This window comes from Burkholderia aenigmatica (assembly GCF_048627025.1).
Classification (GTDB): Bacteria; Pseudomonadota; Gammaproteobacteria; order Burkholderiales; family Burkholderiaceae; genus Burkholderia; species Burkholderia aenigmatica.
In genome coordinates this window covers 1,720,938-1,746,214 of the sequence record NZ_CP184469.1, presented here as the reverse complement: position 1 = coordinate 1,746,214, position 25,277 = coordinate 1,720,938, and the positions used below count along the sequence as shown (strand labels likewise).

Here is a 25,277-nt window from a genome sequence, read left to right as displayed (position 1 = left end):
AGTGCAGGATGAGAATGATCAAATAATCAGGAATTGGCATGCTGCAATGCACATCAAAATGAACCAATCGTGAAATACTATTTGAAAACAGCCACCAGTTTCGCCGAATCGCCTGCTGTTCATCGAATGGCATCTATGGCATAGTCGGCACCGAATTGGATGGCGAATCAAATCGGATTTGCGAGCGTCTCACGCCGCCGCCCGTGGCCTGCTGTCCGCGTGCTCGTGAGACGCATCACCCCAACGAAGCATCGGAACAACGAGGGCAACAACATGAATACGTCCGTCGGTGGCATTCGCCGTCTCGGCATGCGCGCGCTTTTGGTCGACGACGAGATCACCCAGGAAACCGCGACCGGGCGAGCGGTCCGCACGCTGAGCGCGGAGCTCGCGCAGCGCGACATCGACGTGCTCACGGCAACCTCGGCCGACGACGCGATCATGCTGATCCGTTCCGACCCGTCGATCCAGTGCGTGCTGCTCGACTGGGATCTCGGCGTGGACGGCCACGGGCCGTCCGAGGCCGTGGTCGACGCGGTCCGGCATCGCAACGGCAACGTGCCGATCTTCCTGCTGGCCGACCGCAGCGTCGCGTCGACGGTGCCGTCCGCGGTGATGGGCCAGGTCGACGATTTCGTGTGGCTGCTCGAAGATACGGCCGACTTCATCGGCGGGCGCATCCATGCGGCGATCGAACGCTATCGCGCCACCGTGCTGCCGCCGATGTTCGGCGCGCTCGCGAAATTCTCGCGCGTCTACGAATACTCGTGGCATACGCCCGGCCACACGGGCGGCACGGGCTTCCTGAAATCGCCGGTCGGCCGCGCGTTCTTCGAATACTTCGGCGAAGCGCTGTTCCGTTCCGACCTGTCGATCTCGGTCGGCGAGCTCGGCTCGCTGCTCGATCACTCGGGCCCGATCGGCGAAAGCGAGCGCTACGCGGCGCGCGTGTTCGGCGCGCATCGCACGTATCACGTGACCAACGGCTCGTCGACGTCGAACCGCATCATCCTGATGGCGAGCGTGAGCCGCGACCAGATCGCGCTGTGCGATCGCAATTGCCACAAGTCGGCCGAGCATGCGATGACGATGTCGGGCGCGATCCCGACTTACCTCGTGCCGACACGCAACCGCTACGGGATCATCGGGCCGATCGCGTCGGAGCGCCTCACGCAGACGGCGATCCGCGAGGCGATCGCGTCGAACCCGCTCGCAGCCGAGCTCGCCGACCGCCAGCCGAAGCATGCGATCGTCACCAACTCGACGTACGACGGCCTGTGCTACAACGTCGCGCGGGTTGAGGAACTGCTCGGCGCGAGCGTCGACCGGCTGCATTTCGACGAAGCCTGGTACGGCTACGCGCGCTTCAACCCGATCTACCGCGATCGCCATGCAATGCACGGCGACCCGCGCGACCATCGTGCGGACCGTCCGACGGTGTTCGCGACGCAGTCGACGCACAAGCTGCTGACCGCGCTGTCGCAGGCGTCGTACATCCACGTGCGCGACGGCCGCAACCCGATTCCGCATGCCCAGTTCAACGAAACGTTCATGATGCATGCGTCGACGTCGCCGAACTACGCGATCATCGCGTCGAACGACGTCGCGGCCGCGATGATGGACGGCCCCGGCGGCGCGGCGCTCACGCACGAGTCGATCGAGGAGGCCGTCGCATTCCGGCAGATGATCGCGCGGATGAACGGCGAGTTCAGCGCGAAGGGCGACTGGTTCTTCGAATGCTGGCAGCCCGACACCGTGCTCGAGACACGCACGGGCCGCACGCTGCCGTTCCACGATGCGCCGCCCGAGCTGCTCGCGAGCGACCCGTCGTGCTGGGTGCTGCGTCCCGGCGCGCAATGGCACGGCTTCGGCAATATCGAGGACGGCTACTGCATGCTCGATCCGATCAAGGTGTCGATCGTCACGCCGGGCGTCGCGCCGGCCGGCGGCCTGATGCCGGTGGGCATTCCGGCGAGCGTCGTGACCGCGTATCTCGATGCGCGCGGGATCGTCGTCGAGAAGACGACCGATTTCACGATCCTGTTCCTGTTCTCGATCGGTATCACGAAGGGCAAGTGGGGCTCGCTCGTCAGCGCGCTGTGCGATTTCAAGCGCGATTACGACGCGAACCTGTCGCTCGACATGGCGATTCCGTCGCTCGTGAAGGAACATGGTTCGCGCTATGCGGGCATGGGGCTGAAAGACCTGGCCGACACGATGTTCGCGGCGATGGAGCAGCTCGGCACGACGCGGCTGATGTCGGAAGCCTTCTCGATCCTGCCGAAGCCGGAGATGAGCCCGGTACGCGCGTACGAGCATCTGGTGCAGGGCCGCGTCGAGCAGGTCACGCTCGAAGAGCTGGCCGGACGTACCGTCGCCACCGGCGTCGTGCCGTATCCGCCGGGCATTCCGCTGCTGATGCCGGGCGAGAACGCGGGGCCGGCCGGCGGCCCGGTGCTCGGCTATCTGAAGGCGCTCGAAGCGTACGACCGGCGCTTCCCGGGCTTCGCGCACGACACGCACGGCGTGGAGGTGGAAGACGGCACGTACCGCGTGACCTGCCTGACGGCCTGAGCATCCGGCCGGACGAACGGACGAACATGCGACCGGCCGCTCGGCGGCCTCACATCGAAGGATCGACATCATGGAAAACACAGCGCGCATGTCCGGCGCGGCCTCGGCGGCCGCGCCGAAGAACCGGATGAATGTCTGGCAGCTGACCATCCTCACGGCGGTCAACATGATGGGCTCCGGCATCATCCTGCTGCCGTCGAAGCTCGCGCAGGTCGGCACGATCTCGCTGCTGTCGTGGATCGTCACGGCCGGCGGCTCGCTCGCGCTGGCCTATGCGTTCGCCCGCTGCGGGATGCTGAGCCGCAAGCCGGGCGGGATGGGCGGCTACGCGGAATACGCGTTCGGCAAGGCCGGCAACTACATGGCGAACTACACGTACGGGCTGTCGCTCGTGATCGCCAACGTCGCGATCGGCGTCACGGCGGTCGGCTACGGCACCGTGCTGTTCGACGCGACGCTGTCGCCGCTGCAGACGTGCCTGTGGACGATCTTCCTGCTCGTGCTCACGACGGTCGCGAACTTCGGCGGCTCGCGCATCACCGGCCGGATCGGCTCGGTGACGGTGTGGGGCGTGATCATTCCGGTCGTCGTCGTGTCGCTGATCGGCTGGTTCTGGTTCAGCGGTGCGACCTGGGGCGCCGCGTGGAATCCGCACAACATGCCGTTCGGGCCGGCCGTCGGCAGCTCGATCGCGGTGACGCTGTGGGCGTTCCTCGGGCTCGAATCGGCGTGCGCGAACTCGGACGCCGTCGAGAATCCGGAGCGCAACGTGCCGATCGCCGTGCTCGGCGGCACGATCGCGTCGGCGATCTTCTACATCGTGTCGACCAACGTGATCGCGGGGATCGTACCCAATGCGATCCTCGCGGCGTCGAACGCGCCGTTCGGCATCGCGTTCGCGACGATGTTCACACCGACGGTCGGCACGATCGTCACCGCGCTGATGGTGATCGCGTGCATCGGCTCGCTGCTCGGCTGGCAGTTCACGGTCGCGCAGGTGTTCAAGAGCTCGGCGGATGTCGGCTACTTCCTGCCGGTGTTCGCGCGGGCGACGCGCACCGGCACGCCGATCGTCGGGATGGTGATCCTGCTGGTCGCGCAGGTCGCGCTTGCGCTGATGACGATCAGCCCGGAACTGAGCAGCCAGTTCCAGAAGATCGTCGATCTCGCGGTCGTCACCAACCTCGTGCCCTACGTGATGTCGATGGCCGCGCTGATCACGATCCAGAAGGTCGCGAAGGTGCCGCCGGCCAAGGCGCTGCTGACGAACGTGATCGCGATGGTCGCGACCGCATACAGCTTCTATGCGCTGTTCAGCTCGGGCGAGCAGGCGCTGATGCTCGGCGGCCTGTGCGTGTTCCTGGGCTGGACGCTGTTCGGCTTCGTCAGCGCGCGCTTCTACCAGATGGAAGTCGATGCGCACGTGAAGGAGCCGGGGAAGTCGCTGCAGGCGTGATGGGGGCGGCGGTCGCCGCCGTTATCGGGCAGGGCGGGCCAGCAGCGGCGGAAGGTCCTGCTTCAGCAGGTCGACGACGGCCCGCACGCGCGGTGGCAGCGGCCGCTGCGCGTGCACGAGCACGTTGAGCGCGAAGTCGGGAATCGCGTAGCGCGGCAGGAGCTCGACGAGCGTGCCGGCCGCGAGCGCGTCGGCGCAGGCCGGCAGCTGGACCACGCCGATACCGCCGCCGGCCACGATCGTGTCGAACATCGGGCGCCAGTGGCTCGTCGTCATGATCGTGCGGATGCGCACGGTTTCGAGCGCGTCGCCTTCGCGCTGCAGTGGCAGCCGTTCGCTGGCGAAGACCCCTTTCACGCGGATGAACGGATGGTTTGCGAGATCGGCCGTCGTGTCGATCGGGCCGTGCCGCTCGAGATACGACGGCGCGGCGACGAGCCGGCGGCCGACCGCGCCGACCGGATGCGCGACGAACCCGCCGTCGCCGAGCTGGCCGACGCGGATCGAGAGGTCGACCCCTTCCGTGACCGGATCGACGATGTCGTCGTTCAAGACCAGATCGATGTGCAGGCCCGGATACGCGCTGCGGACATGCATCAGCACGCCGGGCAGCACGACCTCGCCGACGCATTGCGGCGCCGCGAGCCGGATCGTGCCGTCGAGTGTGTTTTCCGTCTTCGAGACCGAGGCGACCGCATCGTCGGCCGCGTCGAGCAGCGCCTTGCTGCGTTCGTAGAAGATCCGGCCTTCTTCCGTGCACACGAGGGTGCGCGCACTGCGCAACAGGAGCCGCGTGCCGAGATGCTTCTCGAGTCGCTCGATGCGCTCGCTGACAGCCGGCTGGCCCATGTCGAGATCCCGCGCCGCGCCGGACATCGTGCCGCGCTCGACGACCCTGACGTAGATCCGCATCGTCGCCAGCAAATCCATGAAGTCGCGCCCCTTGTCCGGTTCCGGTTGATGCCGATCGACGGATGGTACCAAAGCAGGGCGGCCGGAAGGTGCGCGGCGAACCGATACTGACCATCGGTTGCCGATGCCGCGTGTGTTCGCCGGCGCGATGCGCGACAATCCGCTTCCGTGCGATCGACTGGAGACGACGACATGACGCAACAGGATGAAGCGGTGCGCACGCACTGCGTCGCATGGCAGATCGTGCAGACGTGGCAGGCCGCCGAATGGTGCCGGCTCGTCGAGTCGCGCACGGGAATCGACCTGTCGGGATCGGTGGCGGGTGCGATCGACGGCGCGCCGTTTCGGATCGAATACGCGATCGCGTGCGGCGCCGACTGGCTCACGCGCTCGGCACGCATCACGCAATGGGGCGGCACGCAGCCGCCGCGGCAGTGGGCGATCGCGTGCGACGCCGGGCGGTGGACGATCGACGGCGTCGACGTACCGGCGCTCGCGGGCGCGACCGACCTCGATCTCGGGTTCAGCCCGTCGACGAATACGCTGCCGATCCGGCGGCTCGGGCTGGCCGTCGGCGAGGCCGCCGTGATCCATACGGCGTGGCTGCGCTTTCCGGATTTCGGGTTCGTGCGGGGCGAGCAGCGCTATACACGCACGGCGGAGCACGTGTACCGCTACGAAAGCGGCACGTATGCGGCCGATATCGCGGTCGACGAAGCGGGCCTCGTCACCGACTACGACGAATGGCGGCGCATCGGCTCCGCGGCCGTGCGCTGACGCCTGCGTACCGCGCCGTGCATCAGCGTGCGCTCGCCACCGACAGCTTGCCCGGAATCAGCTTCAGCGTGCTGAACGCGTCGGCGATGTTCTGCTGATACGCGAGCGTCGCGTCGCTGATCGGCTGCACGCCGTAGCCGGCGCGCTTGAGCGCGACTTCGAGCGTCGGCGCGTCGAGGCCGACGAGCGGCGACAGTTGCGCCGCGACTTCCGGCACATGGTCGCGCGCCCAGCGGTCGACCGCGTCGACTTCGTCGAGCAGCGCGCGCAGCACCTGCGGGTGAGCGGCCGCGTATTTGCGTGCGGCGAGGTAGTACTGCGTATTGCGCACGAGCCCTTCGCCGTTCGCGATCACGCGCGCGCCGATCTGCCGCTCGGCGGCGGCCAGGTACGGATCCCAGATCACCCATGCATCGACGCTGCGCTGCACGAATGCAGCGCGTGCGTCGGCGGGCGTCAGGTAGATCGGCTGGATGTCGGCGTACGTCAGGCCCGCGTGTTCGAGCGCCTTCACGAGCAGGTAGTGGACGTTCGAACCCTTGTTGAACGCGACCTTCTTGCCGCGCAGTTGCGCGACGGTGCGGATCGGCGAATCGGGCAGCACGACGATCGCCTCGCCCTGCGGCGCGGGCGGCTCGTTGCCGATGTAGACGAAATCGACGCCGCCCGCCTGCGCGAAGATCGGCGGCGTCTCGCCGACCGTGCCGACGTCGATCGCGCCGGCGTTCAGGCCCTCGAGCAACTGCGGGCCGGCCGGAAATTCGAGCCATTGCACGGTGACGCCCTGGCTCGCGAGCCGCTTCTCCAGTGTGCCGCGCGCCTTGAGCACGACGAAGTTGCCGTATTTCTGGAAACCGATCCGCAGCCGCGTGCCGCTGTCTTGCGCGTGCGCAGGCAGGCCCGCGAGCGGGCCGAGCGCGAGCCCGGCCAGTCCGGCGGCCGCGCCTTGCAGCCACTGGCGGCGATGCGGGTTCGCCGGTGTCGGTTCAACGTCTGCGTGCGGTGTGTCGTTCATCGAGGCGTCCTGCGTGCGGGTTCACGGGCCGCGCGAAAGGCGGCGCGGCCGGCGCAGGGCGGGGCCCGAAGCGGGCGATGCGCGCCACGGGCCGGCCCGCGCCGGATTCAGGACGATACGGCCGCGCGGGCCGGCGGCCAACCAACGAATCCGCATATGCAAATCAGCGGCGGAGTCGGTGGCGTCGGTCGGGCGGGTGACGAGCACCGGAACCGGCCGGCACGCGCCGGCACGGCGGACCGGGCCGGGCAGGCGACATCGCGGCGTCGCACGCGCAGCCGCCCGGCGCGCGACGCACGGCTGCCGCGAGCCTCAATCGGAGCCGGCCGGGCTTTCCTCGATCGAATCGACGCGATCCGGATAGAACGCGAGATGCCCGCGAATCGCATCGACGGCCGGATAGGGCGCCTCGTAGGTCCAGACGGCATTGACCGCGCGCTCGCCGCCGACCGGAATCGAGTAGTAGGCGGCGTCGCCCTTGTACGGGCAGTACGTCGCGTGATTGGTACGCTGCAGCAGCGTCAGGTCGGCGTCTTCGCGCGGGATGTAGAGCACGGCCGGGTAAGCGGCTTCGCGCAGCGCCAGCGCGCGGCGCGTATCCGCGACGACCCTGCCGGCCGCCTTGACGACGACGCGCCGCGGGTGCGGTTCGACCGTGATCGGATGATCGGGGCCCGGCGTCTTCACCGGGCGAGCGGACGTATCGGAGCTGACAGGCATCGTGAGTCCTCCTGGAATCGGCGGCGCGGCAGGATGCGCGCCGGCGTTGGCCAGCCGATACGATGCGCCATTTCGCGCGAGTCTGCAGGGGGCCGGAAGACGACGGGGCGAGCAGGCCGACCGGCGCTCGCGTGGACGTTTTCATGCATGGGCAGCGGGATGCATCCACGACGATAAGCAACGCGAAATTAATTGGTAAGCGATCGGCGGGCGGCGCGCGAAGATCGGCGGTCGTCATGTGCATGACAGCCCTCTCTCATCTCCGCCACCATGAAGAACGCTTTCGTTTCGCCTGCTGCGCGTCGTGCGCGTGGCATCCCCCATGCCGCGACGGCCCTGCGCTGCATCGCGGCGTCGCTGCTGCTCGCCGGCGCGGCGGCCCAGGCGCTCGCCGCGCCGTCCGGCAAGACGCTCGTGTATTGCACCGAAGGCAGCCCGGCCGGTTTCGATCCGGGCCAGCACACGACGAGCACCGATTTCGACGCGAGCACGTACCCGGTCTACAACGGGCTCGTGCAGTTCAAACGCGGCACGCTCGATCTCGAACCGGCGCTCGCGACGAGCTGGGACGTGTCGCCCGACCAGCGCACGATCACGTTCCACCTGCGGCGCGGCGTGAAATTCCAGACGACCGCGTGGTTCAAGCCGACGCGGCCGTTCCAGGCCGACGATGTGGTCTTCACGTTCCGCCGGATGCTCGACCCGGACGATCCGTTCCGCAAGGCCTACCCGGTCAGCTTCCCGTATTTCAGCGACCTCGGTTTCGACCGTAACGTCGCGCGCATCGACAAGGTCGACGACTACACGGTGCGCTTCGTGCTGAAGACGCCCGATGTCGTGTTCGTGCGCAATCTCGCGATGGCGTTCGCGTCGATCCTGTCGGCCGAGTATGCGTCGCAGCTCGCGGCGCGCCATCGCGAGGCCGACATCAACCAGTTCCCGGTCGGCACCGGGCCGTTCCTGCTGCGCACATACCAGAAGGACGCACTGATCCGCTACGACGCGAATCCCGACTACTGGAAGCCGGACGACGTGAAGCTCGCCCATCTCGTGTTCGCGATCACGCCCGATCCGGCCGCGCGCCTGCAGAAGCTGGTGGCCGGCGAGTGCCAGGTGTCGGCGTTCCCGCGGCCGGCCGATCTCGACACGGTGCGTCGTGACCCGAAGCTGACGTTGTTCTCGGGGATGGGCTTCAACGTCGGCTTCGTCGCGTACAACACGCAGCATGCACCGCTCGATCGCGTCGACGTGCGGCGCGCGCTCGACATCGCGATCGACAAGTCGGCGATCGTGAAGACCGTGTTCAACGGCGACGCGAAGATCGCGACGAACCCGATGCCGCCCGCGCAATGGTCGTACAACCCGCGCCTGAAGGATGCGCCGCGCGATCCGGCCGCCGCGAAGGCGCTGCTCGCGCAGGCCGGGTTCCCGAACGGCTTCGACCTGACGCTGTGGGCGATGCCGGTGCAGCGCCCGTACAACCCGAACGCGCAGTTGATGGCGCAGCTGATCCAGCAGGACTGGGCGAAGATCGGCGTGCGCGCGAAGATCGTCAGCTACGAATGGGGCGAATACAACCGCCGCGCGAAGCACGACGGGCAGCACGACGCGATCCTGTACGGCTGGTCGGGCGACAACGGCGATCCCGACAACTGGCTCGGCACGCTGCTCGGTTGCGACGCGGTGCACGGCAGCAATCTTGCGAAGTGGTGCAACCAGGATTTCGAGAAGCTGGTGGACGCGGCGCGTTCCAACGCGGACGTCGCGAAGCGCACGGCGCTGTACGAACAGGCGCAGGTCGTGTTCAAGGACCAGGTGCCGTTCACGCCGATCGCGACGTCGATCGTGTCGCTGCCGGTGTCCAAGCGCGTACACGGGCTGACGTTCTCGCCGCTCGGCGGGCACCGCTTCGATGGGGTCTGGCTGGATTGACGGGAGAGCCGCGCGGACGGTGGGTTCGTCCGCGTGGCGTGACGGCGGGAAAGGCCGGCGCGACGCAGTGCGCGCTGGCCTTTCCCGCCGTCAGGTCGGGTCGGTTCAGTTCAGTGCGACCGCCGCCGCAGCTTCGACCGGCGAGCCTTCGAGCGCGACCGACGGCCGGCCGTCGGGGCCGACCGGCACGTCGCCGGTGAGCGTCGTGCGATAGAGCTGGCGGTCGAAGTCGAGATCGAAGATGTCGACGGGCGCGAGGTGGGCGGTCGCGCGGTTGTCCCAGAACGCGATGCTGCGCGGTTCCCATTTGAAGCGGATCGTGAATTCCGGCCGCGTCACGTGTTCCCACAGCAGTTCGAGCAATGCCTGGCTCTCGCGCGGCGTCAGCCCGACGACCGATTTCAGGAAGCTCGGGCTCACGTACAGCGCGCGTTCGCCGGTCTCCGGATGCACGCGCACGAGCGGATGCTCGGTCACGAGCGGGCGGCGTTCGACCGCGTCGTCGAACGCGCCGGTGGCGCGGGCACCGGCCGGCGGCGTGAAGCGGTGAATGCCGCGCAGGCCGTCGACGAAGCCGCGCAGCGGCGCGGACAGCGTGTCGTACGCCCGCACGAGGTTGGTCCAGTGCGTATCGCCGCCGTACGGCGGGATCGTCACGCCGCGCAGGATCGACGCCCACGGCGGGTTCACGGCGGCCGTCACGTCGGTATGCCAGCCGGTCCACGGCCGGCGCACCGGCTCGCCTTCGAAACGCGTCGCCTTGCGATGCTTGGCGACCGAATAGACGGCCGGATGCCCGTCGACGTGCCCGAACACCGGGTGGCCGACCGTCGGCTCGCCGAACTGCGCGGAGAACGCGACGTGCTGCTCGTGCGTGAGGAACTGTTCGCGGAAGAAGATGACACGCCATTGCAGCAGCGCGGCGCGGATCGCCGCGATCTGCGGCGTGGTCAACGGTTGCGTGAGGTCGACGCCGCGGATTTCCGCACCGATATGGGCGGACAGCGGGATCACGTCGACCGGCTGGGCGGCGGGTTCGAGTAGGGCGCTCATGCGACGCTCCTGGCGGAAGTGAACGGGATGGCGGGCCGACATCGTGGCGCGTGCAGGCGTCGGTCTGGTGGCGGGAAGGGCATGGTCGCGTGTCCGGTGGCGGAAAGCGGGGTAGGCACGGCGGCGCGCACAACGCGCCGCCGCCGCGGGATGCGGGCGTTTATTGCAGCGTCGCGCCCGGCCCCTTCAGCACGACGCTCTGGCGGCCGTCGATGCCGACCGGCACGTCGCCGTGCACGGTCGCGCGGCGCACGACACGGCGCGCATCGCCGTAGTCGTTGATCGCGTAGTGCTGCGTCGCGCGGTTGTCCCAGATCGCGACGTCGCCTTCCTGCCAGTTCCAGCGCACCGTGTTCTCGAGACGCGTCACGTGTTCGTGGAACACCTGCAGCAGGTGCGCGGAATCCTGCGCCGACAGCCCCTTGAGCCGCTGCACGAAATGCCCGAGCACGAGCGTGCGTTCGCCGGTTTCCGGATGGACGCGCACGACCGGGTGCTCGGTTTCGTAGACGGTTGACGTGAACACTTCGCGGTAGCGCTTCAGTTGCGTATCGTCGGCATGCACGTGCGTCGACGCGTAGTCGTACGCGTTCGTATGCAGCGCCCACAGCGTGTCGGCGAGCGCGCGCAGCGGGTCGGGCAGGTGCGTGTACGCGGCGGCCGTGTTGGCCCACACGGTATCGCCGCCGAACGGCGGAATCACGACCGCGCGCAGGATCGAGATCTTCGGGTACGCATCGACGAAGGTCACGTCGGTGTGCCACGAATTGGCGCGGGCGCCGTGCGCGGAATCGAGTTCGAGCAGGTGCGCGCTGCCGTCGACGGACGGCACGGTCGGGTGCGCGACGGTATTGCCGAAGCGACGTGCGAACGCTTCCTGCGCGGTGTCGTCGAGATGGTGCTGGCCACGGAAGAACAGCACCTTGTGGCGCAGCAGCGCGGCCTGGATCGCGTCGAACGTCGCGTCGTCGAGCGTGCCCGACAACCGCACGCCGGCGATCTCGGCGCCGATCCGTCCGGCGACCTGGCGAAGCTGGAGCGGCGTGGCGGCCGTGCGCGGCGCGGCGTGCGAAGCATGCGAAGACGGGTGAGCGGCGTGCTGGACTTCGGACATCGGGAGTCTCCTGGAGTCGGGTCGGTCGAGTCTCCATTCAAGCAGGGACCGTGCGCAATCGGAACCGATGAATCGTCACAACCTTAGCGTGTGCGCAGCGATGATCGATATGCATCGTCATGCTGAGCAACTGGCTCGTCATGCGTGTTACCACGCAAGCCGCCATTCGCCGATCCGGTGCGGGCGCGGCGGGTCGATGCGCTTGCCGTCCGCGCGATCGTCGCCGGGCGGTTCGCTGTCGTCGAAATCGGCGAGCACGGTGTCGCGCAACCGCGCGAATTCCGGCGAATCGCGCCGGCGCGGGCGCGGCAACGCGACCTTGACGATGCGTTCGATGCGGCCCGGGCGCGGCGCCATCGTCACGACGCGGTCGCCGAGATACACGGCTTCGTCGACATCGTGCGTGACGAGGATCATCGTGATGCGCTCCTGTTCCCAGATGCGCAGCAGTTCGTTCTGCATCCGCGCGCGCGTCTGCGCGTCGAGCGCGCCGAACGGCTCGTCGAGCAACAGCACGCGTGGGCGGTTCACGAGGCCGCGCGCGATCGCGACGCGCTGCGCCATCCCGCCCGACAACTGATTCGGATACGCATGCTCGAAGCCGTTCAGCCCGACGAGCGCAATGTGATCCGCCACCGCGCGCCGCTTCGCGGCCGCGTCGAGCGGCGCATTGCGCAGCGCGGCCTCGATGTTCTGCGCGACCGTCAGCCACGGGAACAGCCGGTGATCCTGGAACACGATCCCGCGCTGCAGCGACGTGTCGCGCACGCGCTCGGCGCCGGCGCGGATCTCGCCCGCGTAGTCGGTGTCGAGCCCGGCGATCAGCCGCAGCAGCGTCGACTTGCCGCAACCGCTCGCGCCGACGATCGTGACGAATTCGCCGGCGCGCACGTGCAGCGATACGTCGTCGAGTACGGCGAGCGCGGCGCCGCGTTGCGCGTAGTGCTTGCTCACGTGGAGGATGTCGAGCGAATCGGAGGCGAGGGTCGTCATGGCGGTGCGAGGAAGAAGGGGGCGGGGAAGGAAAGGTCGATCAGCGCGGCAGGTCGCCGCGCCGGGCCAGCACCTTGCGTTCGATCGCCCGTGCGATCGCGTTCAAAGCCCAGCCGGTCACGCCGACGACGATGATCCCGAACAGCACGAGATCCATCCGGAACTGCTCGCTGCCGTCGATCAGCGTGTTGCCGATTCCGCTGCCGGCGACCAGCAGGTATTCGGCGCCGAGCGTCGCGAGCCACGAATAGATCAGGCCGAGATACAGCCCGGTGAAGATCGACGGCAGCGCGGCCGGCAGGATCACGTGGCGGACCAGCTGGAGCCGCGAGTAGCGCAGCGCACGGGCGACGTCGACATACGCGCGCGGCACCGCATGAATGCCGTCGCAGGTGTGCGCGGCGACGGGCAGCAGTGCGGCGAGCGACAGGAACACGACCTTGGCGACGTCGCCGAGGCCGAACCACACGGAAATCAGCGGAATCCACGCGAACAGCGAGATCTGCTTGAACGTGTCGAAGCTCGGGCCGATCAGCCGCGCGGCGACCCGCGACAGCCCGAGCGCGGCGCCGAGCAGCAGCCCGCCGGTCGCGCCGAGCGCGAACCCGCAGGCTTCGCGCGCGAGCGACGCGGACAGCGCGCGGCCGAGTGCGCCGCTCGTGGCCTGCGCCCACGCGGTGCGCAGCACGTCGGCCGGGCCGACCAGCAGCCCGCTGCTCACGAGATGCGCGGAAGCGATCGCCCACCACAGCGCGAACGCGACGAGCGGCAGCACGAAGCCGCGCCAGTCGGGCGCGTGCAGGCGGCGGGCGGCCGTGGTGGCAGGCGGGGTGGCGTCAGGCGCGGCAGCGGAATACGTCAAGGGTGGGACTCCTTCGGTGGCGCGGGCAGGGCGGAAGGTTCAGCCGCGGAACGCGGACGGCACGCCGCGGCGCAGGCGCGCTTCGAGCGCGTCGAGCAGCCGGTTGATCAGCAGGCCGACCGCCCCGACGACGATCACGGCCGCCATCACGAGATCGAGCTGGAACAGTTGCCGCCCGTACACGATCAGGTAGCCGAGCCCTTCGGACGACGCGACGAGTTCGACGACGACGAGCGCGAGCCACGACTTCGTGAACGCGAGCCGCACGCCGGTCGCGAGCGTCGGGATCGCGGCAGGCAACACGACGTGCACGATGCGTTGCCGGCGCGTGTAGCCGAACACGCGTGCGACTTCGTCGAGCGCGGGCGGGGTCTGGCGAAACCCTTGCAACGTGCTCAGCGTGACGGGGACGAGCGCCGCATGCGCGATCAGCAGGTACTTGAGCGGTTCGCCGACACCGACGAGCAGCAGCAGGAACGGCAGCCAGCCGAGCACCGGAATCTGCACCAGCGCATTGAAGCTTGGCAGTACGTAGGCTTCCAGCGTGCGCGACAGGCCGAGCGCGACGCCGGTCGCGAAGCCGAGCAGCGTGCCGGCTGCGAAGCCGACCAGCACGCGCTGCAGGCTGATCAGCGTGTGGCGCACGAGATCGCCGCTCGTCGCGAGATCGGCAAGCGAGTCGAACACGCGTTCGGGCGGCGGCAGGATCTGCGGTGCGATCCAGCCACGCGCGCTGCCGATGCTCCACAGCGCGAACAGCAGCGCGGGCAGCAGCCACGGCGCGAGCCGCCACGACCACCGTTTCACGCCCGCCGCACGGTGCGGCGGCGTGGCGAGCGCGTGGCGCTCGGATGACGGGATGGAAAACGCGGTGTCGCTCATCGGGAGGGTCCGGGTCAGGACAGCGGCTTGCCGGCCGCGTCGTAGCGTTGCCAGTAGCGTTCGAGCTTCAGCGTGCGCAGCGCATTGTCGAGATACTTCGGTTCGAACCAGCCATCGACGTCGACCGGCTGGCGGATCAGCTTCAGCGCGAGCGCATCCTGCGCGACGGACTTGTAGCGCGCGACGACGAACGGATCGATCAGCGGCGACAGGCGATCCTTCAGGCGCTGGTTCGCATAGTCGGCCTGCCACGACGAAACCGGCACGCCGCTCTTCGCCCACAGCTTGAACAGCGCATCGCGATTCGCTTCGTCGGACGACCATTGCGCGCCCTTCACGAGCGCGGTGACGACGCGCTGCACGATATCCGGATGCGCGCGCTCGAAATCGTCGAGCACGAGCAGGTGGGTCTGGCGCGTGAGCTGCGGGCCGTCGTTCTGCGATTCGTAGATGATCTTCGCGAGCCCTGCGTCGCGCAGCTTGTACAGCTGGTAGTCGCCCACCGACGCGTCGATGCCTTTCGACGCGAGTGCGGCGAGCGAACTCGCGGAGTCGAGGTTGATCACGCGCAGGTCGCGTTCATTGAGACCGTTTTTCGCGAGCGCGTTGTCGGCGACGAGCTGCAGGTTGGTGCCGCGGAAGATCGACACGCGGCGGTCCTTCAGATCCTTGATCGAGCGGATGGTGGAGTCCGGCGGCACCGCGATCTTGACGCCCGAGCGCACGCTCGTGGCGAGCAGCAGGCGCGTCTTGATCCCGTTCGCACGCGCGAGCACGGCGGGCAGGTCGCCCTGGTATGCGAAGTCGAGCGCCTTGTTGGCGATCGCCTCGTTGACGGCCGGCCCTGCGCCCTTGAAGAACAGCCACTGCACCTTGATGCCGTCGGCCGCGAATTCCTTTTCGACCAGTTGCTGCAACTGCGCGGTGGCGGCGCTCGATCCGCCGAACGTCGGCGGATCGCCGGCGCCTTGCTGGGCGACGCCGATGCGGATGGTGGCGGGCTTGTCGGCGTGCGCGGCAGCCGCCGGCAACGCAATGAGGGACGCGATCAGCAGCGATCGAAGCAGGCGCAGTGGAAGCATGAATCGATGGATCCGGAACGTTGGAGGAAGCAAGGCCGGGCCGCAGCCCGTCGACGCATTCTCGATGGCGTGCCGGGGCCGGACAAGCAACGATTTGAACTATGCTTATCGCGGTGCGGCCGATGACGATACATGCCGCGCGGGCACCCGACTGGTGCGGCTGCGCGCACAACGGCCGGGATGTTTTTCATCGCGACGGCGACGATGGAGGCGGGCATGCAAGTCCAGGACCTGACAGGCGCGGCGCTCGACTACTGGGTGGCAATGGCGGAGGATCTCGACGCTCCCCGCGCCGATGCATCCGGATGTACGGCGATCCGCGAACCGGGCGGTGCGCCGGCTCCATTTGCGCCGTCGTCGTCATGGGCCGACGGCGGCCCGATCGTCGAGCGTGTGCCGTTCGCCGCATTCGAGCGCGACGGCGGACACGGCGCGTGGCGGGCCGTGCTGCACCGCGCCGTGCCCGCCGCGGGCGAGCGCTGCACGTTCAACCAGTCGGGGCCGACGCTGCTGGTCGCCGCGATGCGCACGCTCGTCGCGTCGACGTTCGGCGACGACGTGCCGGACCTCGACATGGCGCGGCCACGCTGAACGATGCCGCGCGCGGCATCGTTCAGGCGGAGACGTTCCGGATCGTGATCGATGCGACGTCGACGCGCCGTGGCAGGATCGCGCAGGCGGCCGCGAAGGCGGCGAGACGCTTCAGCACGCTGCGGCGCGCCGCGGGGTGGAGGATTGGGTCATCGGCGGGGGCTCGGCGATCCGCGCGCAGGCGAAGCGACTATCGGGCAGGTGACGGATTCGGTTTCCAGCCGACAAACATCGAATCGTGCAATGCCTATTCGTGCGGCGACGGCCGGCCTGACCGCTATCGGCGGACACGGGCGCGTCAGGGTGCGCGTTACACGGCCGACGGAACCGTCCGCAGGAACGCGCGTACCGCCGGCGCCTTTTCGAAGCGCCGGTGCGCGAGCGCCAGTTCCGACGTGATCGGCTTGCCGGCGATCGGCCGGTACACGACGCCCGGCAACGACACGCAGCCGGCGAGCGCATCCGGAATCACCGCGACCCAGCCGTTCACGGACACGCACGCGAGCACCGCCAGCAAGCCGCCCGGGCGGGCGGCGATCAGCGGCGCGAAGCGGCCGCGGCGCGCGACTTCGAGCGTGCCGCGCTCCTGTTCGGGTACCGCGAAGCGCGCGTCGGCGAGGTCGGCTGCACGAATGGCGGCCATCGACGCGTAGCGCGACCCGGCCGGCACGGCTGCGACGAACACGTCGCGCTGCAGCGTGACGATCCGCAGGCCGCCGGGCAGCGGCAGCGGCGGGCGCACGTATGCAAGGTCGAGCCGGCCCGTGTCGAGCTGATTCGCGACGTCGTCCATCGGCACTTCGCGCAGGTTCAGCTCGATACGCGGGTGTGCGTCACGAAATGCGCCGACCGTGCGCTGCAGCGTGCCCGAATAGACGGCCGACGACACGTAGCCGATCTCGATCCGGCCAAGTTCGCCGCGCTCGGCCAGCGCCGCGAGTTCGCGGCCGCGCTGCAGGTGTTCGACCGCGGCGCTGGCCTCGGCGAGATAGGCTTCGCCGGCCGCGCTCAGCGTGACCGCGCGGCGCGACCGGTGAAAAAGGCGCACGCCGAGCACCCGTTCGGCCTCCTGGATCTGCCGCGTGAGCGCGGGCGGCGCCATGTCGAGCGCTTCGGCCGCGCGGGCAAAGTGCAGGTGCTGCGCGACGCTCAGGAATGCGCGCACGTGACGGAATTCGAGCCGGTCCATGATTGCAATTTTCGTCAATAAAACAGCATCGGAGTGTCAATGACAGGCAATACGGGCCAAGCCTAGCATACGGCTCGTTCTTCCTGTTCCGGAGTAGCCGATGTCCCAGTCTTCACCGGCGTCGCGCGCGGGCGCGGCTGCCGCCCCGCGCACCGGCGCCCGCCTGCCGGCCGCCGCGACGCTCGCCGTCGCGTCCGCAACCTGCTCGCTGATCGTGCTCGACACGAACGTCGTCGCCGTGTCGCTGCCGAGCATCGCGCGCAGTTTCCATGCGAGCTTCGCCGAGATCGAATGGGTCGTGAGCGCGTACATGACCGCGTTCGCCGCGTGCCTGCTGCCGGCCGGCGGGCTCGCCGACCGCTTCGGGCGCAAGCGGATGCTGGGCGCGGGGCTCGCGCTGTTCTTTCTCGCGTCGCTCGGCTGCGGCATGGCGCCGTCGGCCGGCTGGCTGATCGCCGCGCGGGCGGTGAAGGGCGGCGGCGCCGCGCTGCTGCTGACGGCCGCGCTCGCCGTGATCGCGAACCGTTTTCCGGAAGGGCGCGAACGGGCGCGCGCGTGGGCGATCTGGGGCATGTGCATGGGGATCGCGACGGCCATCGCGCCGCTCGTCGGCGGCGCGATCACGCAATGGATCGGCTGGCGCTGGGTGTTCCTGCTGAACCTGCCGGTCTGCCTGCTGCTCGCGGCCGGCGCGCGCGTCGCGATCGACGAGTCGCGCGATCCGCATGCGAAACGCGTGGATGCGGCCGGCAGCCTGCTGTTCGGCGCGGCACTCGCGTGCGCGATCGCGGCGCTGATCGGCGCACCGTCGCACGGCTGGCTGTCGGCCGCGACGCTCGGCCGGCTCGCGCTCGCCGCCGCGCTGTTCGCGGCGTTCGTCGGCGCGGAGCGCTGGCAGGCGCGGCCGATGATCGATCTCGCGCTGTTCCGCCAGCCGCGCTTCGTCGGTGCCGTGCTCGCGATGTTCGGCTATGCGGCGTGCGCGCAGGTGATGATGACGTTCCTGCCGCTGTACCTGCAAAACGCGTTCGGGATGTCGGCGATCGACGCGGGGCTCGGCATGCTGCCGTTCGCGTTCGCGATGATCGCCGGGCCGTCGCTCGGCGCGGCGCTTGCCGCGCGCGTGTCGTCCGGCGGCGTGCTGGCGGGCGGGCTCGCGCTGATCGGCGCGGGCAACCTCGCAACCGCGGCGCTGACGGCCAGCGGCGACTACCGGCTCGTCGCGATCGGCATGTTCGTGACGGGCTGCGGCGCGGGCATCATGAACGGCGACACGCAGAAGGCGATCATGGCGTGCGTGCCGCCGAACCGCACGGGCATGGCGTCGGGCATCAGCACGACGACGCGCTTCTCGGCGATCGTGACGGCCGTCGGCGTGCTCGGCGCGGTCCTGGCGGCGAGCACGCAGGCGCGGCTCGACCGGCTGCTGTCCGCCGCGCCTGGCCTGCGCGCGTTCGCCGATGCGCCGTTCATGTCGAGCCTGCTGGCCGGCGACCTGGCGCGGGCGCTCGAGCGCGTGCCGTCGTCGGCCGCCGGTGCGCTCGCGCAGGCGGCGCCCGTCGCGTTCGCGAGCGGGTTCGCCGATGCGCTGACGGTGAGCGGCGTGCTTGCGCTGGTCGCGGCCGTCGTTGCCTACAAGTTGCTTACGCAACCGATGCGCGACGGCGCGTGACGCACGGCGCGGCATGCGCCGCGCATTGGACGCGACGCGGCGGAACCATTAAGCTGGCGCGTTCCGGTTTCACGCAGCGTATTCAAGATGTCATCGACGATCGAGATTCTGTTGCCCGTGTTCGGGCTGATCGCGGCTGGGTTCCTGTGCCGCCGGCGCGGCGTACTCGGGCCCGCTGCGGCCTCGGAACTGAACCGGTTCGTCGTCTGGCTCGCGCTGCCCGCGCTGCTGTTCCAGATCATGGCGCACGCGTCGTGGCACCAGCTGTATCAGCCGGCCTACGTGGCGACGTTCGCGCTGACCTGCGCGCTCGTGTTCGCCGGGGTGCTCGCGTGGCGCCTGTTTGCGGGGCGCGGGCTCGCCGATGCGAGTATCGACGCGATCGCCGCGTCGTATCCGAACACCGGCTATCTCGGCTTCCCGCTGTGCCTGCTCGCATTCGGTACCGACAGCCTCACGCCGACCACGATCGCGACCATCCTCGTGGCGTGCGTGCTGTTCGCCGGCGCGATCGTGCTGATCGAGATCGGGCTGCAGCGCGACCGCGCGCCGCTGAAGCTGATGTGGAAGGTGGTCGGCGCGCTGCTGCGCAACCCGTTGATCGTCGCGCCGCTGGCCGGCGTCTGCGTGTCGGCCGCGCAGGTGCCGCTCGGCGCGCCGGTCGATACGTTCCTGAAACTGCTCGGCGGGGCCGCGAGCCCTTGCGCGCTCGTCAGCCTCGGGCTGTTTCTCGCGGAGAAGCGGGAGGCGTCCGGCGCGGCGCCGCGCGGCAGCGTCGCCCTGACGGCGGTGAAGCTGTTCGTGCAGCCCGCACTCGCGTGGTGGCTCGGCGTGCGCGTGTTCGCGCTGCCGCCGGTGCTCGCGCAGATCGCCGTCGTGCTCGCCGCGTTGCCGACCGGCACCGGGCCGTACATGCTGGCCGAGTTCTACGGGCGCGAAGCGCAGGTGACGTCGCGCACGATCCTGCTGTCGACGCTCGGGTCGATCGTATCGCTGTCGGTGCTGCTCGCGATCGCGCGGCACGGGTGAGATGGTGCGGTCGATCAGGCGCTTGGCACTTCAGCGCATATCGCGTCTTGCGAATCGCCTCGCGACGAAGTCGCATTGAATTGGCGGGTGCGATCGACAGGCGAAACGACACGCCGATTCGCGGCCCAGGCTACGTCGACGAGCACTTCGGGGTCGGCTGTTTTGCCATGCTGGTTGTCGACGTAGCCTGAGCCGTGTATCGACGTATTGGCCCGTTGACGCGCCTGTCGATCGCGCCGGTCAATGCGACTTGGTCGCGAGACGGTGGATGCGTGCCGCATGGGCGACACGCCGCGGATGCGACGCATGGCAATGCGTTGCCTGCCTGCGGCGCGTGCGTCGTGTGGGTTCGGGCGTATCGGTCACGACTGGCGTACTGTTCCGCGCGTCCGCGTTCGCGTCCACACCGACGGCACCGGCCGCTACCGCCGCAACAGCCGGCAGCATCGCCTCCGCGTCGAGCCAGGCACGCGTCGCTTCCGCGATCAACCCGCGCAGCCAGCGCACGCCTTCTGCGCATGCGCCCGATTCGTTCCAGGTCATCCGGTACACGATGTCCGGCGGCTCCGCCGGCAGCGCGACCGCGGCGAGCGGCAGCAGCTTCGCATAGTGCCGCGCGAGCCGGTACGTGGTGGTCAGCAGCATGTCGGTGCGCACGAGCGCATGCGCGGCAAGCTCGAAGTGCGGCAGCGTGACGACGATCCGCCGCTGCAGCCCCACGCGTTCAAGCTGCTTGTCGATCGCGCCGGACGCTTCGAGCCACGACGGCGTCGGGCACAGCTGCGGCGCTTCGGCAAAATCGGCAGCCGTCATCGTGCCGCGCCGCGCGAGCGGATGCGTCGCGCGCATCAGGCACACGACGCGATCGTCGAACAGGTCGTCCTGCCGGAACCGCGACGAGCGCGCCGGGCGATTGTCGATCACGACGTCGAGCTCGCCGTCGGCCAGCGCGCGCTCGTCGTCGAAGCCGTCGCCGAGCGGATGGAACACGAGCTGCGCGTTCGGCGCGCGTTCACGGAACAGCGCGACGAGCTTCGGCACGAACAGCACGTTCAGGTAGTCGGGGCAGCCGATCCGGTAGGTACGCACCGACGTGCGCGCGTCGAACGTCGGTTGCTGGATACGGATGAAGTCGATCACGCGCAGCGCGTTGCGCAGCGGGTCGATCAACCGTGCGCCGAACTCGGTCGGGACCATCCCGTAGCGGCTGCGCACCAGCAGCGGATCGCCGAGCAGCGTGCGCAGGCGCTTGAGCGCGGCGCTCGTCGCCGGTTGCGACATGTTCAGGCGCACGGCCGCACGCGACACGGTGCGCTCGGTCAGCAGCACGAGCAGGATGCGCATCAGCCGCGCATCGAGCACGTCGAGCGCGCCCGCGGCGTCGGCCGCGTCGCGGGGCAGGGCGTTCGGGTCTAGCGTGTCTCGCATGCCGAACCACCTCCCGGCGACCCGGTGCCCGAGCGAGACGCAGCAGCGGGCCGGCGGTGCGTCATTTGGCGAAGGTGCCCGGCCAGCCGACGATCCGCTTCGGGCGCGGCGGCGCATACGTGCGGACCTTCGACGTTTTCAGCTTCAGGCGTACCAGCGACTCGGCGAGCGCGACCGCGGCCGATACGCCATCGACGACCGGCACGCCCGTGCATTCCTCGATCTGCCGGTCGAGGCCGGCCATCCCGCCGCAGCCGAGGCAGATCACTTCCGCGTGATCGTCCTTCACCGCGCGCTGCGCTTCGTCGACGATCGACTCGATCGCGCGGGCCGGGTTCTCTTCGAGCTCGAGCACCGCGAGGCCGCTTGCACGCACCGACGCGCAGCGCGCATCGAGCCCGGCGAGCTTCAGGCGATCCTCGATCAGCGGCACCGTGCGGTCGAGCGTCGTGACGACCGAGTAGCGATGGCCGAGCAGCATCGCGATGCTCGCGGCCGCTTCGGTGATGTCGACGACGGGCACCGTCAGCAGTTCCTGCAGGCCTTCGCGGCCGTGTTCGCCGTAGCCGGCCTGGATCACTGCGTCGTACGGCTCGTCGTAGCTCAGCACGCGATCCATCACGGCGATGGCCGCGAGGTAGCTCTCGAAGTTGCCTTCGACCGATTCCGCGCCGAAGCGCGGCGTCAGCCCGACGATCTCCGTGCCCGGCGACGCGGCGGCCTGCGCCTGCGCGGCGATCGCGTCGGTGATCGACTCGGTCGTGTTGACGTTGACTACCAGGATCCTCATTGCGACTCCGTATGCAGGTGTTTCAGTGTTGGGCGCAGGCGACTGCGATATGTTCGCCCGAGCGCTCCTCGTAGTGCCGATTGCGATCGGCCAGCAGCCAGTACACGCTGCCCGCGATGGCCGCGCCGAGCAGCCACGAGAACGGCGTCATCGCGCTGAAGGCCGGCACGACGGCGAGCGTGATCGAGATCAGCGCGGACGGCACGAGCGCTGCGAGCGCCTTGCGGTTCACGCCGCGCGTGTAGAAATAGGCACCGGTCGGCGCTTCGGTATAGAGGTCGGGCACGTTCACGCGCTGCTTGCGCACGAGCCAGTAGTCGACCGTGATGATCCCGTACAGCGGGCCGAGCAGCGCGCCGAGGCCGGACAGGAAGTAGACGATCACGATCGGGCTGTTGTACAGGTTCCACGGCAGGATCAGCACGGCGACCGTCGCGCTGATCAGGCCCGCGCGGCGGAACGACAGGCGGTGCGGCGCGAGGCTCGTCAGCACGAAGGCAGGCGCGACGAAGTTCGCCATGATGTTCACGGCGACCGTCACGATCAGGAACGCAAGGCAGCCGAGCACGAGGAACAGCTTGTTCGGCACCGTCGCGATGATTTCCGTCGGGCTGTGGATGATGTGGCCGTTCAGCTTGAACTGCGCGCCGGCGAGCACGAAGCTGATCGTCGCGAACACGAGGATGTTGACCGGCAGGCCCCAGAAGTTGCCCACGCGCACCGTCTTCGCGCTCGGCGACGAGCGCGCGAAATCGCAGAAGTTGAGCACCAGCGTGCCGTAGATCGCGAGCCACAGCGAGCCGCCCGCGAAGATTTCCGTCCACATCTTGAAGCCGGTCAGCGGCTTGCCGATCGACATCGCGAGATGGCCGCCCGTGCGGCTATACATCCACGCGGCGAGCGACAGCGTCGTGACGAGGATCACCGGGCCGGCCAGCCCCTCGTACTTGCGGACCATTTCCATCCCGTACGTGAGGATGCCGATCTGCACGAGCCAGATCGCGACGAACGTGACCCAGCCGAGCGTCGACAGCCCGAAGATCGCATTCTGGTCGAATGCGGCGAGGCCCGGCCAGATCGCGGTGAGCAGCACGCGCAGCACGACCGACGCGAGATAGGTCTGGATACCGAACCAGGCGATTGCGATCACCGCGCGGATCATCGCGGGCAGCAGCGCGCCGTAGATGCCGAAGCTCATCCGGCTGATCACCGGGAACGGCACGCCGGTCTTCTGGCCCATGTAGCCGGTGAGGTTCATGAAGCAGTACACGAGTACCGCGCCGATCGCGAGCGACGCGAGCATCTGCCAGCCCGACAGGCCGAGCGCGAACAGCCCGATGGCGAACGAGTAGTTCGCGATGTTGTGTACGTCGTTGGTCCACAGCGCAAAGATGCTGTAGCGGCCCCACGTCCGGCCCTCGGCCTTGGTCGGCGCGAGGTCGGGGTTGTGCAGCCGCGGGCTCAGCGCGGGGTCGCGCGCGGCCGAATCGGTTCGATGCGATGCGTCGTCCGCGCCGAGCACGAGGCCCGGGCGGTGGGTGGCTTCCAGTTGCACGCCGTTGTCTCCTTCCATGTGCGGGGCGCGAAACCGGCAGCGTGGACACGCTGCGCCGGCCCGGCCGCCGTGGACGTTATGTCTCGGATTTGTTCGCGAGTATGGAAGGCCGAAACGGTGATGGGAAATTAAATATTCGGTTAGGCGTCATTTGAAAAATGAATGGATGGCGGGCGGCTGGAGGGGCCGCGCGGCACGCGAATTGCTCGCCTGCGGGCTCCATCCACATCGACATCAGCGGAGGTGTCATGCAGCGATATTCATTTCGTCATGTATCGCGAGCCGTCTTCGCCGGCATCCTGATTGCGGGCCTGGCGGCAGGCGCGGGTTGCCAGAAGAAGAGCGATAGCGAAAGCGGCGGCGCGAGCTCGGACACGAGCGCCACGGGCGGCATGTCGGCCGCGCCGTCGGCTGCGCCGAGCAGCGGCGCGGCTGGCAGCAGCGGCGGCGAAAGCGGCGGCGCGAGCATGCCGGGCGCGGCCTCCGCGCCGGGTGGTGCGAGCGGCGGCTGACCCGCGGCTGACCAGGGCGGCGGACGTCGCGCCGGCTGCGCGCGGGGGCGACGTCCGCGGGACGGGTGCCGTGCCAGCCTGGCACGGGCGCCGGGTGGCGCGCGCGCTCTGCCGCGCACATGAAAGATTTGCAAGGACCGTTGTAGCGATTCCCGGACCGGCGGCGCCAGCGTGATGCCGGCGCGCGCCGGCCGGACAAGGAGGTGCGATGCAGAACGCGGAATCGAACCCTGACCCGACATATCGGCTGGACGCGGGGGCGAAGCGCCCGGCGCAAGCGCCGGCGGCGCGCCGCATACACGATGCGGCGCGCGGGTGCCGGTTGACGCCCGAAATGATTGCCGCGAAGCGGCCGACCGGCCTGCCGCCGATCGAACGCGGCACGCATGCACCGGACAGCGGCGACCCGGTGCGGCGGGCGGCCGCCCGGATCCCGACGCTCGACAATGCGAGCATGGCGATGACCGACAACACGGTCGACGTCGACGGCAAGGGCAGGGAAGCCGCCGCGGGCGCGTCGAAGTGGCACGACAACGTGATTTATTCGAACGCGTCGCTCGACGAAGCGGTCGATACGCCCGACGAAGGGCTCGGCCGGGCAAATCTACCCGCTGGCGGCATCTGGCCCTGAAACGGGGCGAAAATATTGCCCCATTTTCATCATCGTTTAACCATTCGAAACAATGTGTTCACTGAAAGGGGCATGATCTCCGGCGATCGAGCAGGCATACTGTCGCCTATGTTGCTCAATGCGCGTCGAATGGCGCGCGCTTGCCCCCATGTCCACTCCAGTTTCCTTTCGAACCCTGCGATGGTTGACCGTCGCGGCTGCTGCATGCTTGCTCGCCGCGTGTTCGACCGCTTCCGACGTGACCGCGACGTCGAACCCGAACGTGTTTACCGTGACGACGCGCACGGTCGGCGTGTCGACGACGTGGGCCGACGCCCACACGAAGGCCTTCGACGAAGCCACCAACTACTGCACGCAGCGCGGGATGCGCGCGAGCATGAAGCAGGAATCGCTGACCAGCGGCAGCCGTGTCGGCGCGCGCTCCGAACTCGCGTTCGAGTGCCATCCGACCTTCGAGACGGCGTCGAACCCGCGCGGTTGAACGACCGGCGGCGTTGACGCGCCGTCG

The 25,277-nt window shown here is 68.8% G+C and carries 22 protein-coding genes and 1 pseudogene; 10 read left to right on the top strand and 13 right to left on the bottom strand.

The window, feature by feature from the left end:
- Positions 1–273 precede the first annotated feature (273 nt).
- Together ACN8ZM_RS24825 and potE are read left to right on the top strand one after the other, a co-directional pair.
- The gene (locus ACN8ZM_RS24825; RefSeq protein WP_043179465.1) at positions 274–2,574 is read left to right on the top strand and encodes an Orn/Lys/Arg decarboxylase N-terminal domain-containing protein; all 2,301 of its coding nucleotides are present in this window, start codon (positions 274–276) and stop codon (positions 2,572–2,574) included.
- A 70-nt stretch (positions 2,575–2,644) separates the two neighbouring features.
- Positions 2,645–4,030, top strand: a complete 1,386-nt coding sequence (gene potE, locus ACN8ZM_RS24820; protein WP_043179463.1) for a putrescine-ornithine antiporter — start codon at positions 2,645–2,647, stop codon at positions 4,028–4,030.
- A 21-nt stretch (positions 4,031–4,051) separates the two neighbouring features.
- Here the strand turns inward: potE and ACN8ZM_RS24815 are convergent, their stop codons facing one another.
- Complete coding sequence (locus ACN8ZM_RS24815) at positions 4,052–4,960, bottom strand: LysR family transcriptional regulator (RefSeq protein ID WP_420211031.1); 909 nt, start codon at positions 4,958–4,960, stop codon at positions 4,052–4,054.
- A 174-nt stretch (positions 4,961–5,134) separates the two neighbouring features.
- On the opposite strand from ACN8ZM_RS24815, the gene ACN8ZM_RS24810 reads away from it, so the two are divergent.
- Positions 5,135–5,719, top strand: coding sequence for a putative glycolipid-binding domain-containing protein (locus tag ACN8ZM_RS24810; protein ID WP_420211030.1), 585 nt, complete (start codon positions 5,135–5,137; stop codon positions 5,717–5,719).
- A gap of 22 nt (positions 5,720–5,741) precedes the next feature.
- On the opposite strand, the gene ACN8ZM_RS24805 is transcribed toward ACN8ZM_RS24810, so the two are convergent.
- Positions 5,742–6,734, bottom strand: coding sequence for a sulfonate ABC transporter substrate-binding protein (locus ACN8ZM_RS24805; RefSeq protein ID WP_420211029.1), 993 nt, complete (start codon positions 6,732–6,734; stop codon positions 5,742–5,744).
- Between the two features lie 312 nt (positions 6,735–7,046).
- Positions 7,047–7,454 carry a DUF427 domain-containing protein gene (locus tag ACN8ZM_RS24800; protein WP_043179453.1) on the bottom strand — a complete coding sequence of 136 codons (408 nt, stop codon included), beginning with the start codon at positions 7,452–7,454 and terminating at the stop codon, positions 7,047–7,049.
- A 270-nt stretch (positions 7,455–7,724) separates the two neighbouring features.
- On the opposite strand from ACN8ZM_RS24800, the gene ACN8ZM_RS24795 reads away from it, so the two are divergent.
- A complete protein-coding gene (locus ACN8ZM_RS24795; protein ID WP_420211028.1) occupies positions 7,725–9,386 on the top strand; it encodes an ABC transporter substrate-binding protein in 1,662 nt (553 codons plus the stop codon).
- 105 nt (positions 9,387–9,491) lie between these two features.
- Here ACN8ZM_RS24795 and ACN8ZM_RS24790 read toward each other — a convergent pair whose 3' ends face one another.
- The 6 genes from ACN8ZM_RS24790 to ACN8ZM_RS24765 form a co-directional block, all read right to left on the bottom strand.
- Positions 9,492–10,439 (bottom strand): TauD/TfdA dioxygenase family protein, encoded by a 948-nt coding sequence (locus tag ACN8ZM_RS24790; protein WP_420211027.1) that lies wholly within the window; start codon positions 10,437–10,439, stop codon positions 9,492–9,494.
- A 160-nt stretch (positions 10,440–10,599) separates the two neighbouring features.
- Entirely contained in the window at positions 10,600–11,553 is a 954-nt protein-coding gene (locus ACN8ZM_RS24785) for a TauD/TfdA dioxygenase family protein (RefSeq protein WP_175025205.1), read from the bottom strand.
- Between the two features lie 147 nt (positions 11,554–11,700).
- Positions 11,701–12,546, bottom strand: a complete 846-nt coding sequence (locus tag ACN8ZM_RS24780) for an ABC transporter ATP-binding protein (RefSeq protein ID WP_420211026.1) — start codon at positions 12,544–12,546, stop codon at positions 11,701–11,703.
- A gap of 40 nt (positions 12,547–12,586) precedes the next feature.
- Positions 12,587–13,408: an ABC transporter permease gene (locus ACN8ZM_RS24775; RefSeq protein ID WP_420211025.1), complete on the bottom strand. Its 822-nt coding sequence runs from the start codon at positions 13,406–13,408 to the stop codon at positions 12,587–12,589.
- 39 nt (positions 13,409–13,447) lie between these two features.
- A complete protein-coding gene (locus ACN8ZM_RS24770) occupies positions 13,448–14,290 on the bottom strand; it encodes an ABC transporter permease (protein ID WP_089453302.1) in 843 nt (280 codons plus the stop codon).
- Positions 14,291–14,304: 14 nt separating this feature from the next.
- The gene (locus tag ACN8ZM_RS24765) at positions 14,305–15,372 is read right to left on the bottom strand and encodes an ABC transporter substrate-binding protein (RefSeq protein ID WP_205823362.1); all 1,068 of its coding nucleotides are present in this window, start codon (positions 15,370–15,372) and stop codon (positions 14,305–14,307) included.
- Between the two features lie 216 nt (positions 15,373–15,588).
- Here ACN8ZM_RS24765 and ACN8ZM_RS24760 point away from each other — a divergent pair, with 216 nt between their 5' ends.
- Positions 15,589–15,963, top strand: coding sequence for a phage protein NinX family protein (locus ACN8ZM_RS24760; protein ID WP_175025210.1), 375 nt, complete (start codon positions 15,589–15,591; stop codon positions 15,961–15,963).
- A gap of 310 nt (positions 15,964–16,273) precedes the next feature.
- On the opposite strand, the gene ACN8ZM_RS24755 is transcribed toward ACN8ZM_RS24760, so the two are convergent.
- Positions 16,274–17,152: a LysR family transcriptional regulator gene (locus ACN8ZM_RS24755; RefSeq protein WP_043179439.1), complete on the bottom strand. Its 879-nt coding sequence runs from the start codon at positions 17,150–17,152 to the stop codon at positions 16,274–16,276.
- A 100-nt stretch (positions 17,153–17,252) separates the two neighbouring features.
- Between ACN8ZM_RS24755 and ACN8ZM_RS24750 the strand changes: the two genes are divergently transcribed.
- Positions 17,253–18,824 carry an MFS transporter gene (locus tag ACN8ZM_RS24750; protein ID WP_420211024.1) on the top strand — a complete coding sequence of 524 codons (1,572 nt, stop codon included), beginning with the start codon at positions 17,253–17,255 and terminating at the stop codon, positions 18,822–18,824.
- Between the two features lie 87 nt (positions 18,825–18,911).
- Positions 18,912–19,853 carry an AEC family transporter gene (locus ACN8ZM_RS24745; protein WP_420211023.1) on the top strand — a complete coding sequence of 314 codons (942 nt, stop codon included), beginning with the start codon at positions 18,912–18,914 and terminating at the stop codon, positions 19,851–19,853.
- A 240-nt stretch (positions 19,854–20,093) separates the two neighbouring features.
- Here the strand turns inward: ACN8ZM_RS24745 and ACN8ZM_RS24740 are convergent, their stop codons facing one another.
- The 3 genes from ACN8ZM_RS24740 to ACN8ZM_RS24730 all read right to left on the bottom strand — a co-directional run bounded on the left by ACN8ZM_RS24740 (position 20,094) and on the right by ACN8ZM_RS24730 (position 23,644).
- Complete coding sequence (locus ACN8ZM_RS24740; RefSeq protein ID WP_420211022.1) at positions 20,094–21,281, bottom strand: LysR family transcriptional regulator; 1,188 nt, start codon at positions 21,279–21,281, stop codon at positions 20,094–20,096.
- A gap of 61 nt (positions 21,282–21,342) precedes the next feature.
- The gene (locus ACN8ZM_RS24735; RefSeq protein ID WP_043179429.1) at positions 21,343–22,071 is read right to left on the bottom strand and encodes an aspartate/glutamate racemase family protein; all 729 of its coding nucleotides are present in this window, start codon (positions 22,069–22,071) and stop codon (positions 21,343–21,345) included.
- A gap of 22 nt (positions 22,072–22,093) precedes the next feature.
- A complete protein-coding gene (locus ACN8ZM_RS24730; RefSeq protein ID WP_043179411.1) occupies positions 22,094–23,644 on the bottom strand; it encodes an NCS1 family nucleobase:cation symporter-1 in 1,551 nt (516 codons plus the stop codon).
- Between the two features lie 230 nt (positions 23,645–23,874).
- On the opposite strand from ACN8ZM_RS24730, the gene ACN8ZM_RS24725 reads away from it, so the two are divergent.
- The 3 genes and pseudogenes from ACN8ZM_RS24725 (at position 23,875) to ACN8ZM_RS24715 (ending at position 25,250) form a co-directional block, all read left to right on the top strand.
- Entirely contained in the window at positions 23,875–24,138 is a 264-nt protein-coding gene (locus tag ACN8ZM_RS24725; RefSeq protein ID WP_043179409.1) for a hypothetical protein, read from the top strand.
- Between the two features lie 208 nt (positions 24,139–24,346).
- Positions 24,347–24,730: pseudogene (locus ACN8ZM_RS24720) on the top strand (DUF3005 domain-containing protein); the annotation flags it as partial.
- Positions 24,731–24,917: 187 nt separating this feature from the next.
- The gene (locus ACN8ZM_RS24715; RefSeq protein WP_043181261.1) at positions 24,918–25,250 is read left to right on the top strand and encodes a hypothetical protein; all 333 of its coding nucleotides are present in this window, start codon (positions 24,918–24,920) and stop codon (positions 25,248–25,250) included.
- Positions 25,251–25,277 lie beyond the last annotated feature (27 nt).

Coding starts and splice junctions, on each gene's coding strand:
- ACN8ZM_RS24825 (WP_043179465.1), top strand. CDS start 274: ATGAATACGTCCGTCGGTGGCATTCGCCGTCTCGGCATGCGCGCGCTT.
- potE (WP_043179463.1), top strand. CDS start 2,645: ATGGAAAACACAGCGCGCATGTCCGGCGCGGCCTCGGCGGCCGCGCCG.
- ACN8ZM_RS24815 (WP_420211031.1), bottom strand. CDS start 4,960: ATGGATTTGCTGGCGACGATGCGGATCTACGTCAGGGTCGTCGAGCGC.
- ACN8ZM_RS24810 (WP_420211030.1), top strand. CDS start 5,135: ATGACGCAACAGGATGAAGCGGTGCGCACGCACTGCGTCGCATGGCAG.
- ACN8ZM_RS24805 (WP_420211029.1), bottom strand. CDS start 6,734: ATGAACGACACACCGCACGCAGACGTTGAACCGACACCGGCGAACCCG.
- ACN8ZM_RS24800 (WP_043179453.1), bottom strand. CDS start 7,454: ATGCCTGTCAGCTCCGATACGTCCGCTCGCCCGGTGAAGACGCCGGGC.
- ACN8ZM_RS24795 (WP_420211028.1), top strand. CDS start 7,725: ATGAAGAACGCTTTCGTTTCGCCTGCTGCGCGTCGTGCGCGTGGCATC.
- ACN8ZM_RS24790 (WP_420211027.1), bottom strand. CDS start 10,439: ATGAGCGCCCTACTCGAACCCGCCGCCCAGCCGGTCGACGTGATCCCG.
- ACN8ZM_RS24785 (WP_175025205.1), bottom strand. CDS start 11,553: ATGTCCGAAGTCCAGCACGCCGCTCACCCGTCTTCGCATGCTTCGCAC.
- ACN8ZM_RS24780 (WP_420211026.1), bottom strand. CDS start 12,546: ATGACGACCCTCGCCTCCGATTCGCTCGACATCCTCCACGTGAGCAAG.
- ACN8ZM_RS24770 (WP_089453302.1), bottom strand. CDS start 14,290: ATGAGCGACACCGCGTTTTCCATCCCGTCATCCGAGCGCCACGCGCTC.
- ACN8ZM_RS24765 (WP_205823362.1), bottom strand. CDS start 15,372: ATGCTTCCACTGCGCCTGCTTCGATCGCTGCTGATCGCGTCCCTCATT.
- ACN8ZM_RS24760 (WP_175025210.1), top strand. CDS start 15,589: ATGCAAGTCCAGGACCTGACAGGCGCGGCGCTCGACTACTGGGTGGCA.
- ACN8ZM_RS24755 (WP_043179439.1), bottom strand. CDS start 17,152: ATGGACCGGCTCGAATTCCGTCACGTGCGCGCATTCCTGAGCGTCGCG.
- ACN8ZM_RS24750 (WP_420211024.1), top strand. CDS start 17,253: ATGTCCCAGTCTTCACCGGCGTCGCGCGCGGGCGCGGCTGCCGCCCCG.
- ACN8ZM_RS24745 (WP_420211023.1), top strand. CDS start 18,912: ATGTCATCGACGATCGAGATTCTGTTGCCCGTGTTCGGGCTGATCGCG.
- ACN8ZM_RS24740 (WP_420211022.1), bottom strand. CDS start 21,281: ATGCGAGACACGCTAGACCCGAACGCCCTGCCCCGCGACGCGGCCGAC.
- ACN8ZM_RS24735 (WP_043179429.1), bottom strand. CDS start 22,071: ATGAGGATCCTGGTAGTCAACGTCAACACGACCGAGTCGATCACCGAC.
- ACN8ZM_RS24730 (WP_043179411.1), bottom strand. CDS start 23,644: ATGGAAGGAGACAACGGCGTGCAACTGGAAGCCACCCACCGCCCGGGC.
- ACN8ZM_RS24725 (WP_043179409.1), top strand. CDS start 23,875: ATGCAGCGATATTCATTTCGTCATGTATCGCGAGCCGTCTTCGCCGGC.
- ACN8ZM_RS24715 (WP_043181261.1), top strand. CDS start 24,918: ATGTCCACTCCAGTTTCCTTTCGAACCCTGCGATGGTTGACCGTCGCG.